The sequence below is a fragment of the Anaerocolumna sp. AGMB13020 genome, from assembly GCF_033100115.1.
Lineage (GTDB): Bacteria > Bacillota > Clostridia > Lachnospirales > Lachnospiraceae > Anaerocolumna.
Window position 1 is genome coordinate 630,502 of sequence record NZ_CP136910.1, and the last position, 15,791, is coordinate 646,292.

General features: G+C 35.0%; 17 protein-coding genes and 1 pseudogene. 9 read left to right on the forward strand and 9 right to left on the reverse strand.

What is annotated here, in order from left to right:
• The first annotated feature begins 11 nt into the window (after positions 1-11).
• Both R2R35_RS02655 and R2R35_RS02660 read left to right on the forward strand, forming a co-directional pair.
• The gene (locus tag R2R35_RS02655) at positions 12-503 is read left to right on the forward strand and encodes a MarR family winged helix-turn-helix transcriptional regulator (RefSeq protein WP_317732944.1); all 492 of its coding nucleotides are present in this window, start codon (positions 12-14) and stop codon (positions 501-503) included.
• Between the two features lie 280 nt (positions 504-783).
• Positions 784-1,644 (forward strand): LysM peptidoglycan-binding domain-containing protein, encoded by an 861-nt coding sequence (locus R2R35_RS02660; RefSeq protein WP_317732946.1) that lies wholly within the window; start codon positions 784-786, stop codon positions 1,642-1,644.
• On the opposite strand, the gene R2R35_RS02665 is transcribed toward R2R35_RS02660, so the two are convergent.
• From R2R35_RS02665 to R2R35_RS02695, 7 genes are all read right to left on the reverse strand, one after another.
• Positions 1,635-1,976 (reverse strand): tyrosine-type recombinase/integrase, encoded by a 342-nt coding sequence (locus R2R35_RS02665; RefSeq protein ID WP_317732947.1) that lies wholly within the window; start codon positions 1,974-1,976, stop codon positions 1,635-1,637. The two genes, R2R35_RS02660 and R2R35_RS02665, sit on opposite strands and share 10 nt — an antisense overlap.
• A 64-nt stretch (positions 1,977-2,040) precedes the next feature.
• Positions 2,041-3,327 carry an Ig-like domain-containing protein gene (locus R2R35_RS02670; protein ID WP_317732948.1) on the reverse strand — a complete coding sequence of 429 codons (1,287 nt, stop codon included), beginning with the start codon at positions 3,325-3,327 and terminating at the stop codon, positions 2,041-2,043.
• 856 nt (positions 3,328-4,183) lie between these two features.
• Entirely contained in the window at positions 4,184-4,591 is a 408-nt protein-coding gene (locus R2R35_RS02675) for a hypothetical protein (RefSeq protein WP_317732949.1), read from the reverse strand.
• A gap of 446 nt (positions 4,592-5,037) precedes the next feature.
• Positions 5,038-5,238 carry a hypothetical protein gene (locus R2R35_RS02680; protein WP_317732950.1) on the reverse strand — a complete coding sequence of 67 codons (201 nt, stop codon included), beginning with the start codon at positions 5,236-5,238 and terminating at the stop codon, positions 5,038-5,040.
• 12 nt (positions 5,239-5,250) lie between these two features.
• Complete coding sequence (locus tag R2R35_RS02685; protein WP_317732951.1) at positions 5,251-5,454, reverse strand: hypothetical protein; 204 nt, start codon at positions 5,452-5,454, stop codon at positions 5,251-5,253.
• Positions 5,455-5,603: 149 nt separating this feature from the next.
• Positions 5,604-5,795 carry a hypothetical protein gene (locus R2R35_RS02690; RefSeq protein WP_317732952.1) on the reverse strand — a complete coding sequence of 64 codons (192 nt, stop codon included), beginning with the start codon at positions 5,793-5,795 and terminating at the stop codon, positions 5,604-5,606.
• Positions 5,796-5,891: 96 nt separating this feature from the next.
• Complete coding sequence (locus R2R35_RS02695; RefSeq protein WP_317732953.1) at positions 5,892-6,494, reverse strand: hypothetical protein; 603 nt, start codon at positions 6,492-6,494, stop codon at positions 5,892-5,894.
• Between the two features lie 348 nt (positions 6,495-6,842).
• Between R2R35_RS02695 and R2R35_RS02700 the strand changes: the two genes are divergently transcribed.
• Positions 6,843-7,304 carry a hypothetical protein gene (locus tag R2R35_RS02700; protein ID WP_317732954.1) on the forward strand — a complete coding sequence of 154 codons (462 nt, stop codon included), beginning with the start codon at positions 6,843-6,845 and terminating at the stop codon, positions 7,302-7,304.
• Between the two features lie 764 nt (positions 7,305-8,068).
• On the opposite strand, the gene R2R35_RS02705 is transcribed toward R2R35_RS02700, so the two are convergent.
• Entirely contained in the window at positions 8,069-8,275 is a 207-nt protein-coding gene (locus tag R2R35_RS02705; protein WP_317732955.1) for a hypothetical protein, read from the reverse strand.
• A 430-nt stretch (positions 8,276-8,705) separates the two neighbouring features.
• Between R2R35_RS02705 and R2R35_RS24520 the strand changes: the two are divergent.
• From R2R35_RS24520 to R2R35_RS02720, 3 genes and pseudogenes are all read left to right on the forward strand, one after another.
• Positions 8,706-8,927, forward strand: a pseudogene (locus tag R2R35_RS24520) (transposase); the annotation flags it as partial.
• Between the two features lie 429 nt (positions 8,928-9,356).
• Positions 9,357-10,484 (forward strand): hypothetical protein, encoded by a 1,128-nt coding sequence (locus R2R35_RS02715; RefSeq protein WP_317732956.1) that lies wholly within the window; start codon positions 9,357-9,359, stop codon positions 10,482-10,484.
• A 3-nt stretch (positions 10,485-10,487) separates the two neighbouring features.
• Positions 10,488-10,913 (forward strand): hypothetical protein, encoded by a 426-nt coding sequence (locus tag R2R35_RS02720; protein ID WP_317732957.1) that lies wholly within the window; start codon positions 10,488-10,490, stop codon positions 10,911-10,913.
• Positions 10,914-11,005: 92 nt separating this feature from the next.
• Here R2R35_RS02720 and R2R35_RS02725 read toward each other — a convergent pair whose 3' ends face one another.
• Positions 11,006-11,284 (reverse strand): hypothetical protein, encoded by a 279-nt coding sequence (locus R2R35_RS02725; RefSeq protein ID WP_317732958.1) that lies wholly within the window; start codon positions 11,282-11,284, stop codon positions 11,006-11,008.
• A 211-nt stretch (positions 11,285-11,495) separates the two neighbouring features.
• On the opposite strand from R2R35_RS02725, the gene R2R35_RS02730 reads away from it, so the two are divergent.
• From R2R35_RS02730 to R2R35_RS02740, 3 genes are all read left to right on the forward strand, one after another.
• Positions 11,496-13,082 (forward strand): recombinase family protein, encoded by a 1,587-nt coding sequence (locus R2R35_RS02730; protein WP_317732959.1) that lies wholly within the window; start codon positions 11,496-11,498, stop codon positions 13,080-13,082.
• 408 nt (positions 13,083-13,490) lie between these two features.
• Positions 13,491-13,871 (forward strand): BlaI/MecI/CopY family transcriptional regulator, encoded by a 381-nt coding sequence (locus R2R35_RS02735; protein ID WP_317732960.1) that lies wholly within the window; start codon positions 13,491-13,493, stop codon positions 13,869-13,871.
• A complete protein-coding gene (locus tag R2R35_RS02740; protein WP_317732961.1) occupies positions 13,864-15,459 on the forward strand; it encodes a M56 family metallopeptidase in 1,596 nt (531 codons plus the stop codon). Before R2R35_RS02735 ends, R2R35_RS02740 begins: the two co-directional genes overlap by 8 nt.
• Positions 15,460-15,791 lie beyond the last annotated feature (332 nt).

Below are 15,791 nucleotides of genomic sequence, written 5' to 3' on the forward strand. Positions count from 1 at the left end.
AAGGAAAAGCCATGAACAATCAAAATAACATGGGTACCCAGGGCAAAGAACTTCTACCGGGAGAAGAAATGCTTCGGCTTGACAACCAGCTTTGTTTTGCCCTGTATGTCTGCTCCAAGGAAATAATAAAAAAATACAAACCCATTCTGGAACCGCTTGGACTGACTTATACCGGATATATAACCATGCTGGCCCTCTGGGAAGAAGACGGTCTGACTGTAAAAGATCTGGGAAATAAACTATACCTGGATTCAGGGACCCTTACCCCCTTGCTTAAAAAGCTGGAGGCACAGGATTATATCACCCGAATCAGAAGTTCAAATGATGAACGTAATGTTGTGATTACCTTAACAGAAAAAGGACAGAACTTAAAATCCCAGGCAATCCAGGTACCTCACGACCTTATTTGCTCTGTTAAGTTTGATATGGAAACTATTACAGATACTCTTGGCAGTTTGCATGGAATCATGGAATTGCTGACACAGGAAGAAGAAGGATTGTAAATCTACTTTTACAATTAGATATGATTAAATTAAGAAGACCCGGTCATTAAGTGCTAATGTTGTTTCTTATACAATAGTACTTAACGACCGGGTTTTATATTATTAATTATAAACAAATGAATGATGCAGCCGTTTAGTTTACAAAACCCTTCAGAACTTTCAAAAATTTGCAGCTTAGCCACTTCTTTATTAAAAGCGTGTAAAAAATACCATTTTATTCACATACCCGTAATACCTGCATAAACTGATTATAAAATCGAATTACAGGAGCCCCTGTCTTATGACAATTTATGTCGTTAAATCGGGTGATACCATTTCTTCCATCGCTGCACAGTTCGATGTAACACCGACAAGGATTATAACCGATAATCAACTTACTAATGCCAACAATTTACTTGTCGGCCAAAGCCTGGTTATCCAGTTTACCGAAGTGACTCATACAGTTGTGGAAGGTGATACTCTTTTTGGTATAGCGCAGCAATATGAAGTAACGCCTACCAGAATTCTGCAGAACAATCCTTGGATTGCCGATACAGAGTCGCTCATTCCAGGGACGACTATTGTTATCGCATTCCGCCGTGACGAAAACTTTGGGGATATTGTAATAAACGGCTACGCTTATCCTTTTATCGATCGTACTGTATTACGCAAGACTCTTCCCTTTCTCACCTATCTTTCTCTGTTCAACTACGGCTTCACGCCAGAAGGAGAATTAATCCCTATTGATGACAGTGAACTCATTCAAATAGCCAGAGATTATAATGTCGCACCCCTTATGGTATTAGCCCCTATGGACGAGACCGGTAATTTCAACACTGAAATTGCGCATAATATGTTCATTAACCCAGAAGGTCAAGCGAATCTAATTGATAATATACTTACCACCATTCAAGCCAAAAACTACAGTGGGATAGATATCGATTTTGAGTTTATACAGCCTGAAGACAAAGAAGGATTTATTAATTTCATTGCCGCTGTTCATGCAGCATTAGAACCCTTGGGGTATATTGTAACAGTTGCGTTAGCACCTAAGACTTCCGGAGATCAGCCTGGTTTGTTATATCAGGCTCATGATTATCCCCGTATTGGTGCTATTGCGGATAAGGTATTATTAATGACCTATGAATGGGGTTATACATAAATCCGTCTTTGATATATGTAATACGAGTTCGGCTTATGTGGTGATTTAAATATAAATTCAAAGTCTTTTTTCCCTTGAATATATTCATCTATTTGTCCTCTCAGAAAATTATTGATTGGAATTAATTTCTCCTTATGAGTTTTTTTCTCTCGGATACTGATAAATTCTTTCATGCGAACATCTCTTACTCTTAAATTAAGTATATCTGATATTCGTAGCCCTGTGTATACACCCATCGCAAACATAAGGACATCTCTTGCATTTCTGGATTTTAGATAGTCGTGAATATCTTTTACTACGGCTTTCTCTCTTATTGGTTCAACAGTGTTCAATGTTCGCCTCCTTTCTCTATTTTATGAAAAAGAAAACCCCTAACCGAAGTCAGGGGCCAATTCATTATTCCGTAATTCTTACTCTTATAAAGATTTTTCCAATCTCTTTACCATCTTCATCAGTAGCTGTGATGAATGTTAAACCTTCACCCACTGCAGTAACCTTGCCTTTGCTTGTTACGGTTGCAATTGTAGGATCATTAACTGTCCATGTTACCTTTGCTGTATCTTTCGCATCATCTACTGTCAGCCTGCATTTTTCACCGATAAGTAAATCAACAGCTAACTGATAATCCAAGTCTACAACCAATACATTTATTGTATCTGTGTATTCTCCATCTTCACTTGTGCAAGTAATAACAGTATCACCTGGCTTTAATGCTTTAACCTTACCATTAGCATCGACTGTAGCTACGGTTGCATCAGATGATGTCCAAATTAATTCTGTGTTATCTTCTAGATCTTCACTGACACTAAGCTGCTTTACTTCATTCTTTTCAAGAACTAATTTTAATACATTATTTGCTTTTAATGGAGAAGCTGATACTTCATTTGAATCAATGCTTTGAGTATCAGATAATTTTGCAGTTATTACGTAGTAATAAGTTGTTCCAGCAATTGCACTTTTATCAACATAACTATTTGTAGTCAAGTCAGTAGCTACTGCTGTATATGGTCCACCTTGTGTAGTTGATCTTTTGATATTATAGCTTATTGCATTTTCGACTGATGTCCAAGATAAATCAACTCCTATAGCACTTCCTGTAGCAGATGCAACAATACTCTGTGTGTTATCTGGTAATATTTCTGCTGAGAAGTATCTATTTCCTATGGTATCATTACCATTTTTGGTCCAAATCCACTTAGCCGGTTTTAAGCTATATACTCTTACATCATCGTATGAACTATTAGTAATAGTTGGAGTTGTATACCCTTTACCGAATCCAGTTTTACTTACCTTAAACGTATCTATGTTACTTAACAATGTCGTACTATTATTCGCAAACTTTAATCCATATCCATTTAAAGTAAACTTTCCAGCAAATCCGGCTATGCCGTCTGTATCTGTAGCCTCAATATGCAGATAATATTTTTTATTGCTTGATAATTTTATATTTCCGCTTAGAACATTATGCCATAGACTTCCACTTGTTATAAGCGTACCTGCTTCATTATCTGATTCACTAATGTAAAGATTAAATTTGTCATCAACTGCCATTGTATAATCTAATGTCACTTCATTACTTTCACTTGCTGACTCTGCAGCCTGAACGCTCTTAGGCATTATAAAAGTGAAACTTAGCAACAAGGTAAACATTAAAACTTTCAATAGTTTCTTTTGTAAATTCATATTATATCTCCTCTTTGGTTTATTTCCCAAATTGTACATCTTTTTCCATGTAAAATACAGTCTATTATTACTATAATTTGAGAGTTATACTGTAATTTTGTAGATTTTTAGGTGCCCTGCAAGAAAGCTCACCTCTTATCCGTTGGTTTTGGGTATGGATAAAGCACAAAAACACCTAGCTTTATGGGCTAGATGCTTCTATCTATTCAATCATTAATGTTTGATTCTTAGCTTTTCTATCATATAGCTAATCAATGTAAAAATACAATTAATAATCAAAAACAAAAAGGTTATATATGCCGTATCAGCGACATTCCTATCTTCCACAAAATAAAATATCAATAAAAAAAACAAAGATAATTTAAGTAATAATACCATGATTTGTTTTAGTATTACTTTAATCATTTTGAAGCCTCCATCCAAATACCTGTATTGTCATACTCTCATTAACCCTTAACTTTGTCAAGGTTTAGAAAAAGTACCCCGAAGTGTGCTTACTTGTTAAAATGTTAGTTTGTAAAGATTTTTTTAATATTCGCTGGTAAGTGCTACAAGTAATGGGAAAAGCAACCCGTTGTTAATTGTTTATAAAGAAATCAAGCAGAAATATATTAAATCCATCTTTATACTCCTAACTATATATAAAATTAATATACTCCTTGTATTCATTGATCATTCGCCAGATGTACTTATATTCATCTTAAAATCTTTCTACGCTGATCCTGAATAACTCTCCTACCAAGTTTGTAAAGATTAATAATTCTTCGGCTTCATTCGCTATTTTAAGGAATCGATTCTGCATAATAAAAGCACCCTAACGAGTGCTTTTATTAATTGGGATAGAGTTATTTATTAATTAATATATTAAATTGCATCCTGAAGGATTTTTAAGATTCACTTGGTTAGCTTTATATGTGCCCGCAGGAAGCTTTGCATAGACTGTATATTGAACATAATCATTTCCAAAATATAAGTTTTGTCCATTAGTTGCTGTAAATTCCATAGTCGTTATTGAACCATTACTTTTCTTCATATCAAGTTTTATATACACCGTATTTACATACTGTAATGCTGCATTAAGTGCTAATATTTCCAAAGTTGCATATCCACCAGAAGAGCTTATATTATTAACACCACCAAGTCTTGTATAACTAGTAGTATTACAGTTAGCGCCAACGTATGTAGCAGCTAATGCTGAATTAGTTGACATAGATACTGTAAATACAATAACTAATAACATAGCAAATAATTTCTTTAATTTCATAATCATCCTCCCATATACTCATCCCAATTATTTACATTATATCACCCATATTTTGTAATTTCAATGCATTCCATAAAAAAACACGCTCTAATTTTCAGACGTGTCTTACAGGAAAAGTATTGTGAAAAAGCCTCCATCAAGAAGAAACGGAATATCCGGGAGTCGAACCCGGCAACTATGTCATTGCTCCCATATTTGAAACTGTCGTGCACACAGTCAATGACATAAACTGACACCGCAACAGGCTTAATATTCCTCTTGGTTTTTGATTCATCTTTTAACAGTGATGCAAAGAAACCAGGAAACAAAAATATCTGTCAATTCAGCTACCGTCCTTTGACAACCGGCAGCTACAGGAGGAAGCTCATTTGTACAGAGTTCCAATACGTCATTGGCACTTTAAGGTGCTCTTTGACTTATACTTAGTATAACGCTTTGAAATGGTATTAGGGGGGTAGTTTTAAATAATTTGCTATTTTCTTTCCAACGGTACTCCGATCCATATTTAATTTATCACCTATCTCGTGGAGATTGCTTCCCTCTATGTATCTATAGCTAAATAACATCTGTATTTCTTCATCACTTATTCCAGCAATAAACTCTTCTACTGCCTCAGTCTGCCTGGTTAGATTATCTATATCTTTCATAAGCTCTTCGATTCACTTATCTCTCTTCTCTGCTTGTACTGGATTATAAATCCATACCCCCATAAGACCATCAAGATAAGGAAAGTGCTTAGACGTCTTTTTAACGGTACCCATTTGTAACTCTGGCTCCTTTTCATAGCTTTCTGCAAGCTTAGAAACTTTATACTCCAATGAATATTTAAGTTTTCTATACTTCTCTAATTCTTTTTTAGTCAATAATATCCCTCCTCTCTGTTCACAATCTTTTCAATATCCCATCAAACAAAGGACACATTCTGCAGTTATACTTAAGTTGTGAATAAGTTAAACCCCTCGGTACTTTTTCATTATTGGCCAGTAGGATAACCTGCTGGCCATTCCTCTGTTTAATTCGATATCCGGTTTATTCTCTCCCTGATAACATCATACCAGGCTGTCCGCTCCACTTTATCCAGGCAATCACTGCAGATATCTGTTATTTCAGCAAGTTCCAGTATCTGTTCTGTCTCTACCAGTGTTTTTCTATTGCTGCCTGGTGCTATTTCCTTTTCACATATATCACAAAATAATTTCTTCATACGACACCTTCTTTCTTAATTTTGGGTACAAAAAAACTACCAACTGATGTTGATAGCCGGTAGTACTATTATGCATACATGTTATATAAATGAAAATTAAGTCAACTTTATTCTCTTGTTTAAAATCAGCAACTCAAAACATAACAACATAGTTCCTAACCCGTACCCCATTGGTGCAATATACCATATATTTTGATTAATTAGTATCGCTCCAAAAAAACCAACTAAACATAAGAATCCATTTACACACAGTGTTATTTTAATTTGTTTATGTATTTTTTCTTTTTCTATACCTAAAAACGAGAAAAGAAAAGCTAAACCCATAAACAAACCCCATGCTAAATAATCAATTGCCATTTCAACTGATGGCCATTTTCCTATTTGTAAATAATAAGGAACATCAATCCCCATTTTTAGCAATTGTTCTGTTACTGTTAAGTTAACCATATGTGTACCATTAGTAAGGATCATACAGGCAGCCGAAAATACAGTGGCAATAATTTTATAATTTACCATTTTCTCAGTTTTGGTAAATGGAATTACTAACACTAACATTATCATTAATAAACCAGACACCATTGTAATCAGTTCCATTGCAGTCAACAATATTGGTGAGCTTGTTATTATTAATCCAAAGGTTACAATAAAATATATTGAACATATTATTATTCCTAGAATAGCTACATTTTTTCTATTCATTTACTCCTCCGTATTTAAAGTTTAGCCTATTTAGTATAGTACAAATCTTACCAACTATCAATATCAACTTATCAATGTACGGATAAAAAAATTTACAATTTATGTCCGCTTTCTTCTCTTTCTTGGTTAATCTTACTCTGTAAATCAACAATGATAGCAGTTACAAATAATAAGTCAGTATTATCCAATAGACACATGCGTCCATTTACATATATTCACATTTTCTCTATAATGTAAATTATAGTAAATAAAAATGTTATTAATTGTTTTCTCAATGCTTTTTTTTAATCAGAGAAAATATTAATAAAGAAACTCGTTGAAAACATATTATGAAAGGTGGTTATTCTTATGAAGAAAAGTTTAAAACGTATTTTAGTACTAACATTCCTTGTTGTATTATTGGTCACTGCACCAACTACTACCGCGTTGGCCGCATCTACACCTGCGCTGTTATATGTGGATTATTCTAATGGTAGCACTTTTGTTTACAGTTATCAGCCTGCTGCGTACACATTATCATATGGAGTTTCTACTCAATTACTAAATATTTTTAATAGTAATGGAGATTGGATTGTTCCCGCATACAAAACTTTCCATATACAATATTCTCTTTACGATTCAAGTACTGTAAGACTAACAATATTAAAAATGTCAGGCTCTACTTTTGAAGTTGTTTATAACAGCGCTTCTACAAATTATGGATTAGGATATTCATTTACGAATAACTCTTCAAGTGATGCTACATATAGAGTCTTAGTTTCAGGTGAATCAAACGCACTCTTAACTTCTTATATTGCATCAATTAAGTAATTACTTTAAAACTATAAATGTGTTGGCTGTTCTTAGCAGAGCAGCCTTTTTTAACTTATCTTAGTAAGTCCCATGCGACCATTCTACAATAATATTTTTCTTTTATAGAAAAATTAGTCATCCTCCCAGTCTCCGGTTTCGCATATTTCATCAGGAGATTCTAAACGGCTTTTCAATACATTAGTATCTACGCATAAATTTATAGTTTCGTCTAATGATTCAAGCAGCCCATCCAGGCTATAGATCTCTTAGTCAATCTCTACAGTATAAACTAATTTCATGATATACACCTCCTACGCGAATCTAATTGTGGTTTACTATCATCTATTTTATTATTTGGCATTCTTTCCCCACCTTCAGGTAAGGTACATTAGCCTCTTTTAAAACTCTTGCTAAACCAGGGCAAACCTTTCCATTGATATCAATGAAACGATCAAGGCCTTTAGGACAAATTAATCTCCCTCATCTTCAATCAGATTCTTTGTCTCATCACAATTAGCACATTTAATGATCAGATTATAGACTTTTAAACAGATCATGTCTCTTTATGTAAATATCTCAACTGGCTCCCGATCTTTCATCCCCCTAGTTCTTCTTGTTTCGATTGGAAAGGTAATCCTTCCAAAAGAATCCAAATTTCTTACGATTCCTGTACTTTTCATTCCTATATCCTCCTGCTATTAAAGTTTTTTATTGCTCATTATCGAATACCTGTATGTAAAATTATTTAGATCTTGTCCATCAGTACTGACCGCATAAGCGGTCTATTGCTTATCTTTCGCATCAGTAGACTCAGCCTCTTTTGCCTTCTCCGCTTCCATCGCCAATCTTCTATACTTCGCTACCAAGAACTTGGAGGCCTTTTCGTTGAATCCTTTCATAATTTGAGCGCTCTCTTCTGGGCTTCTTATATAATCATCATGAATAAGCACCTTGGCACCTCTTATATTTAATTCCATTACCACTGCCATTCGCTTAACCTCCTGGTCTATCTGGTATATGGTATGCTGTATCGTTTGTACTAATTTCCTGTTGTTATTTGTTATATTTGTAAATGATGTTATAATCTCCTTACATTCTCTGCAAAGCCAAAATTCTTAGTAGAGTTAAAGATTATTATTATATTTGGGTTTAAGGAAAAATTTAATTACCTTAAGAGAAACACTGGGTAAAGTAAGGAAGAGCTAGGTAACAAGATAGGTTTAAGTAGATTCCCTGTATTTATTTATTAATCAGGTAAAAGAAATGTTAACCTATGGAGTAGTTTAAGATTATTTGTAGAGAATTTAATATCAACGAATCATGGTTGAGAACTGGAGAAGACACTGCATTCGTTGAAATTCTTTCATACCATCAGATGATACATAAACAACAAAATAAAAGACTCACCATCGTAAACAGAACTGGGATGCCATTTCCCCGATTTTCAAATTTTCAACAGAAGTGCGTAAAGTTATTTATACAACAAATGCAATAAAAAGTTTAAATGCTACATACCGAAAGCTGAATCGCCAAAGAAGTGTATTTCCAAGCGATACAGCACTTCTAAAAGCACTATATTTATCTACCTTTGAGGCGACTAAGAAATGGAACCTGCCACTCAGGAACTGGGGACAGGTCTACCCCTTAAATCTTTTTATCAATATTAGGGCTGGTATTACCATGTATCGTAATATTTCCTTTCCGGTTATAACTGATAACTATAACTTCACCAGGATAGTAATGTTTCTCTCTGCTGTGCAACATGTATTTCCATAAAAACCTCAAACCTTCATTTCTATTAAATATATGACTGATTGTAAAATAAAAACCGTGGACATTATGTATGTCTTAGAAGGTTTTTATTAGAGCCAGATGGAATCAACAGTTCAATAACTTTTGAATTGGACACAAACGTCTATTTACCATTGCAATAGTCACTGTTATAATATACTTGTATTGTGCTTCTCCGGAGAAGTTCATTCACCAACGACTGACTACTTAATTTCACATTATTCGTATCTGCAGCTATATGCTGAAAAATCAATAAAAGTGTAAAATAAGGAGGTTCTAATGAAGTTCAAAAGATTATTATCAAGTATACTAATTGTCATTCTGATGGTTACTTTATTTATTCCAGGAGCAGCAGTACATGCTGAAGAACTGATATCTACAGCTTCAGAACTTGATAAACTGGATATCATGATTTCTGCAAACTCAGCTCTCAGATCTCCTATTCTGGAAGATAGTATTCTGGATAAATCGTCTTCTCTTAAGGAAATCGTTGCATTATATAATACACAAGGCGATATTGTTGCATTCTATACCTCTTTTTCACCTAAGGGCTATTCTGTGATTAATAACAATCAAGATAATCCTACAGCGATTGAATTCGGGGATGGAGATAACCAGTTCATTCGGGAAATTCTTAATACCTCTCCCACATCACGTATAATCTATAACAGCCCTGTTGATGTTTATACAACTTCAGCCTACAGAATTAATTCTGTTGAAGATGCCGATGATCTTTATACAAATTACCCGGAACTGAACATTGCCAATGAATCTGTAAAGGCACTTCACGAAAAACAAAGAGAAGCGGTACTGAACCAAATAACTGTATCAACGGAAAAAGTTACTATATTTGGAGGAAGCTATGGCTTTATTGACTGGGATAGTATGCCTTCTGGTTCTTATACTTCCGGTTACATACCATTTGGAGGAACCAGTTGGTGTACCACTGGTGAAAATTCAGATATTGCCAATAATCACTGTGGTGCAACTGCTGCAACTAATATTGCTTTGTACTATGCGAACAGAGGATATACTAATCTAAAAAAGAATAACAGTAAACGTGATACTTTTGTAGCTGTTCATGATATTATAGGTGATGGACCTGTTATGATGATTGCCGGCGGTACTAAGGATTATTTCAGCAGCAGAGGTTATACTCTTAAATACAGCAGTGTGGGTACTTTCTCCGGTATCAAGACTGCCACATCAAATAACAGACCCTGTGGTATTTTATTGGCAAGCGGTATTGTAGACTGGCATTGGATAGTATCTACCGGATGGAGGGAGTATACAACTGGTGGAAAATATATTAGAATAGTAGATGGCTGGTCAGATTATGCAAATAATTTCTATTTGATTAATGACAGTGCACTTTGGATCTCTGCAACAGAGTATTGGATAGGATAATAAATGAAAATAGAAAATGATCTAGTGAAACAAGTTTATACAGGTGGAATTTTGATATTTCCCTTTATAGTCTTATACTTTATCTCCCATATTTTACTTGAAGATTATTATCTCTTTGATTGGACTGCTAATCATGGATACTTATTTATCTGGTTGCTGGTATTTTTATTTGTATTTCTTAAGAAATATTTACTGGCTGCAGCTATATCTATTGGGAATATTATAGGTATTATTATCGGGCAATTTCTTGGTGATTTTATACGTACCGAAAATATGAAGACTGTTACCGACAGTATGACGGGTGAGGAAAAGTACCGATTGCAACACCATCCCGGTTTTGAGATTTGGTTAATATGCCTTCTTATTGTATTCATATTAATGTTATTTCTACAAAATTCCATTCGAAAAAATAAGAATAAACTATCTTAGAAACAAATCAAAAGGCTGCTTTTTTGCAGCCTTTTTGCGTCTCCTATAATCCCCATTTTCATATCTCATAATTTTAAACCCAGACTATCAGTTTATTCTTTCCCTTTTGATTTAATGGCTTCTGGTTCATTATCTTTCTCAGCATCTATAACGAGTCTTCTATACTTCGCGGCTAAGAATCTTGATGCTTTCTCATTGAACTCCTTCATTATCTTAGTACTCTCTTCCGGACTCCTTATGTAATCATCATGGATAAATACTTTAGCACCTTTCACATTTAATTCTTTTATTACTGCCATCCCTGACCTCCTATGTCTGTCTGGTATATGGTATGCCCTATCGTTTGTACTAAATTCTTTTGCATATTCCATTTTTCTTCTCTCGTATAGTAGTCAGATTGGACAGGTTTCTTATAATTTTAATGAGAATAGTCTGCCGCATTTGTTTATATAATACGTATTATCTTATTACTTTTTATGCTACTCTTAATGTGGAAGGCAGAACCACATTTCCCAGGATAGTGCTGGAGATTGAGAAACGCCTTGGTTGCCAAGGCATAGCAACGAAAAATCAGGAGTGCTTATGGAAGAATACGCAGCCTACCTAAGAAAATCAAGAGCGGATCTGGAAGCAGAAGCACATGGGGAAGGTGATACCCTCCTTCGTCATGAAAAGACTCTTCTTGAGCTAGCTAGAAAGAAAAATATACAATTGACTGCATTTTACCGGGAAATCGTATCCGGTGAAACCATTGCTGCCAGACCTCAGATGCAACAACTCCTGCTGGAAGTCGGGCAAGGCAAGTGGAAAGGGGTACTTGTAATGGAGGTTGAACGTCTGGCAAGGGGCGATACCATTGACCAGGGTATTGTTGCTCAATCGTTTAAATACTCCAATACCCAAATCATCACCCCCCTGAAGACCTATGATCCTACCAATGAATTTGATGAAGAATACTTCGAATTCGGACTTTTCATGTCCCGAAGAGAATTTAAGACCCTTAACCGCCGTATCCAGAGAGGCCGGGTAGCCTCTGTCAAGGAAGGTAAGTTTCTTGGTGCTACCGCCCCTTACGGTTATAATAGGATAAAACTACAAAATGATAAGGGCTATAGTCTGGAGATTAATGAAGACCAGGCCAGAGTAGTCCGATTGATCTACAATTTTTATGTTCATGGTGAAGAACTGCCTGACGGAAAGAGAGTCAGACTTGGTTGTACCCGAATAGCCAGGAAATTGGACACCATGGGATTAAAACCTGTCAATCAGAAGCAATGGGCTAAAACTTCTATTCAAGACATCTTAAAGAACCCTGCTTATGTTGGTCTCATTCGGTGGTCTTACCGAAAGCAGATTAAACAAGTGGTTGATAATACTGTAAAAATTAAGGAGCACAGAGATGATAACCCAATCTTAGTCAAAGGTTTACACAAAGCAATTATAGATGAAGATATCTGGAACAAAGCGCAGCAGATAATGAGGGTCCGTTTCAATCCTCCCTTGAAAGGAGATGTTACGCTTAAGAATCCTCTAACCGGCATCGTATATTGTTCCAAATGCGGCAGGCTAATGTCTCGCCTTGGTCCTAACAAACACAATCCCTACTCTTCTCTTAAATGTACCACACCATATTGTAATAATATTTCCTCTCCTCTTGACTTGGTAGAGAATGTTATCCTTGGTTCCTTAGAAATATGGCTGGCTAGATATAAGTTCCAGATTGAGAATGACAAAAAGGCTGATCCCTACCAGAAATCTATTGCAGATAAAGAAACTATTCTAATCAAACTATCAAGCCAGATAACAAAATTGAATCGTCAACTTGATAAAACCTTTGAACTCCTGGAACAAGGTGTTTATACCATTGAAGTATTTCAGGAACGCAGAAAAAAAATAATGGAACAGATTGACACCCTGGAAGCAAGTAAAGTCACCTTAGCCGATGAACTTAACGTACTGAACAAAAGGCAACTGCAGAACAATGAACTTATACCAAAAATAGAACATGTAATCGAAGCTTATTACAACGTGGATGTTATGTCAGAAAGAAATGAACTTCTTAAGGATATTCTGGAAAAGGTTTCATATTTGAAACTTGAACCCAATAAAAAGGGGCAGAGAAATAATGCTAATTTTATTATTGAATTGTATCCTAAACCTCTGCTTTAGCTATCCTTACAGAGCTCTTTGCTAAATACTTAAACCCAAAGGCTGTTTCCTCCATATACAAAGGACAGCCTTTTTAATTTGGTTGGTTTTAATTTCTCTGTCTTCTGCCTGGAAACTCCTAAAATGCCAATTATAACAGCCACATTCTACTGTTACAGTACCGACAAAGTATGGAAAGATCAAAGGCTCCTGTGACACCATGCAAACAGGTTGTGCTTTAGGAAAATTTTGCCGCAAGGGAAGATTCTCAAAATATGCAAGTATGTGCACACTTGCCCTTCTTGCCTATTAACGGAAGCCTGTAATCATTATCAAATCACCATTTGAGGACTATTGCCTTGACATATGTATGACATGATGTTATTCTTTTATTAAATAACACTCTGTCATACATTGGAGGATAGCATAATGGTTCAACCTATATCTGACGCAGAATTAGATATTATGAAAATCGTTTGGGCAAATAATGAATCAACACTTTTTTCGCATATTATGGACGGCCTAAAAATAAAAGAAAGAACATGGCAAAAAAATACTGTTATAACACTACTCTCACGTCTCATGGATAAGGGATTTCTTAAAGCCAAAAAGACTGGACGCAGGAATGAATATACACCGCTCGTGACCGAAAAAGAATATCAAACCTTTCAAACTAAAAATTTTCTAGATAAAATATATGAAGGGAATGCTAGAGGCCTTATTTCTAATTTAATTCAAAGCGATTTGTTGACAGATGATGAATATAATTCTCTGAAAAGTCTTATTGAGGGAGGGAAGTGGAATGAATAGCGTATTTCTTATCTTTTTGTCACTATCGATTTCAGCCTCAATTCTTATTGTATTTTTATTATTTTGTAAACCATTTATAAAAGAAAAATTGAGCAAGCAATGGCAGTATTATATCTGGCTTATTGTTATTGCTCGGTTGCTGTTTCCTTTTGCTCTTGATGGGAATATTTTAGACAAAACGTTTGAAGCCATTGGAAGTGCTTATTACGGGGAAGTAACTCATTCATATAAAGAAAACACGGACAACATATTGGTACCTTTGGATAATAGTGAAAAGTCAGTTGACAGTTTCCTAGATGATGAAATATCTGTTGATCATCCATTACAGGAAGCATTTTGGCTATTTGTTGAAAATGTATGGTTGGTTTGGCTGGGTGTTGCATTGATTTTATTTATAAGAAAATTAACCGTGTATAGAAGTTTTATCCGGTATGTAAGAGCTGGAATGGAACCTGTTTCTAAAGTCGCACTTTTAGATCAGGTTGCCATTATTGGTAATAAAATAGCAGTAAACATACCCTGTGAATTATGCGTGAACCCTCTTATTTCGTCTCCCTTACTCATCGGCTTTTTCCGTCCTTGCATTGTGATTCCCAGCACTAAAATATCAGAAAAAAGTTTTTATTATATTGTGCTACACGAACTTACTCATTATCAACGGTGTGATATGTTCTATAAGTGGTTAGTTCAAATCACTATCTGTTTACATTGGTTTAATCCCCTCATCTATTTGATGGAAAAAGAAATTACAAAGGCATGTGAATTTTCATGCGATGAAGTTGTTATTACTAAAGCAGGTGTACAGCATTTGCAGGATTACGGAAATACTCTGCTGGAAACGATGGCACTTGTTGGGCAATATAAGGAAATCCTTGCTTCGGTAACTTTAAGTGAAAATAAAAAAATACTAAAGGAAAGGCTGGGAGCTGTCATGAAATATAAGCATAAATCAAAAAAAATTGTATGTTTTACTCTCGCATTAACGCTCATCTTGCTTGTCAGCGCAACAACAGTTGGCGCTTATACAAGAACGAATCAAGTAACTTCTTCTCCCGTTGACAATAAATCTATTATCTTTAATACAGATAAAGAAATTGCTATTACTTTGGAAATTAACGCTGGTGGGGTAGAGATTATGCAAGGTACGTTTAATCATATACAAGCAGATTATGATGCTCAATATTATGATGTTAAACTTATTGAAGAGAATGATGAATGGAATGCAACGGTTTCAGGAAAGAAATCAGATATGGGAGCTCACTACATTAAGCTCTATCTCCCCGACGCACGTTGCAATATTACAGCTAATGTGGTTTGTGGTAGTTTGTTTTACGATTTGCCACAAGACAGTAAAAATTCCATACAAATTACTGCAGAAGATTCTTCACTTAAATTTTCCGAACTTAATCAATACGAAAACTATAGTATTTCAATTGCTGCAAAAGAAGAAGAATTTATGCAATATGGTCATATTAACTATCCTGATTATTTTTATAAATCACAAGATAAGATATTATATAATAGCGGTACAAGTACAAATGAAATTAATATTATGTTGACTGGCTTTACAAACATAAATTTTGAATAACATCAGCATGGCTCAACCGTAAGTAATATCAAAGTGAGACTAACTATTCCCATCATAAGCGGAAAGAAAAAAACTGTTGTTCGACGAGGGAGTCGTTATACCATACAAGACAAAATATTGAAGAACAGTGGTTTTTGACTAAATTTAGCCGTAGTTTTCTGTTTGGGAGGGGCTGTTGCTTTATCGTAATGGCCAGATATAGCAGACGATTTTCTGAATAGTTTCAGGAAAGTATTTCAAGCAGGGGTAATTCCCACGCCTATTTTCATTCTACGAAGTATTATCCGCCTTTTCTTATTCACCTATATCCTGCATGGGACTATACTTACAGT

What these genes read in the sequence shown, in the direction of transcription:
- R2R35_RS02695 (WP_317732953.1), bottom strand. Translation starts at nt 6,494, where the DNA reads ATGAATAGAAAAAATGTAGCTATTCTAGGAATAATAATATGTTCAATA.
- R2R35_RS02740 (WP_317732961.1), top strand. Translation starts at nt 13,864, where the DNA reads ATGAATAGCGTATTTCTTATCTTTTTGTCACTATCGATTTCAGCCTCA.
- R2R35_RS02700 (WP_317732954.1), top strand. Translation starts at nt 6,843, where the DNA reads ATGAAGAAAAGTTTAAAACGTATTTTAGTACTAACATTCCTTGTTGTA.
- R2R35_RS02655 (WP_317732944.1), top strand. Translation starts at nt 12, where the DNA reads ATGAACAATCAAAATAACATGGGTACCCAGGGCAAAGAACTTCTACCG.
- R2R35_RS02660 (WP_317732946.1), top strand. Translation starts at nt 784, where the DNA reads ATGACAATTTATGTCGTTAAATCGGGTGATACCATTTCTTCCATCGCT.
- R2R35_RS02675 (WP_317732949.1), bottom strand. Translation starts at nt 4,591, where the DNA reads ATGAAATTAAAGAAATTATTTGCTATGTTATTAGTTATTGTATTTACA.
- R2R35_RS02720 (WP_317732957.1), top strand. Translation starts at nt 10,488, where the DNA reads ATGAAAATAGAAAATGATCTAGTGAAACAAGTTTATACAGGTGGAATT.
- R2R35_RS02680 (WP_317732950.1), bottom strand. Translation starts at nt 5,238, where the DNA reads ATGAAAGATATAGATAATCTAACCAGGCAGACTGAGGCAGTAGAAGAG.
- R2R35_RS02715 (WP_317732956.1), top strand. Translation starts at nt 9,357, where the DNA reads ATGAAGTTCAAAAGATTATTATCAAGTATACTAATTGTCATTCTGATG.
- R2R35_RS02670 (WP_317732948.1), bottom strand. Translation starts at nt 3,327, where the DNA reads ATGAATTTACAAAAGAAACTATTGAAAGTTTTAATGTTTACCTTGTTG.
- R2R35_RS02705 (WP_317732955.1), bottom strand. Translation starts at nt 8,275, where the DNA reads ATGGCAGTGGTAATGGAATTAAATATAAGAGGTGCCAAGGTGCTTATT.
- R2R35_RS02730 (WP_317732959.1), top strand. Translation starts at nt 11,496, where the DNA reads ATGGAAGAATACGCAGCCTACCTAAGAAAATCAAGAGCGGATCTGGAA.
- R2R35_RS02735 (WP_317732960.1), top strand. Translation starts at nt 13,491, where the DNA reads ATGGTTCAACCTATATCTGACGCAGAATTAGATATTATGAAAATCGTT.
- R2R35_RS02690 (WP_317732952.1), bottom strand. Translation starts at nt 5,795, where the DNA reads ATGAAGAAATTATTTTGTGATATATGTGAAAAGGAAATAGCACCAGGC.
- R2R35_RS02725 (WP_317732958.1), bottom strand. Translation starts at nt 11,284, where the DNA reads ATGGAATATGCAAAAGAATTTAGTACAAACGATAGGGCATACCATATA.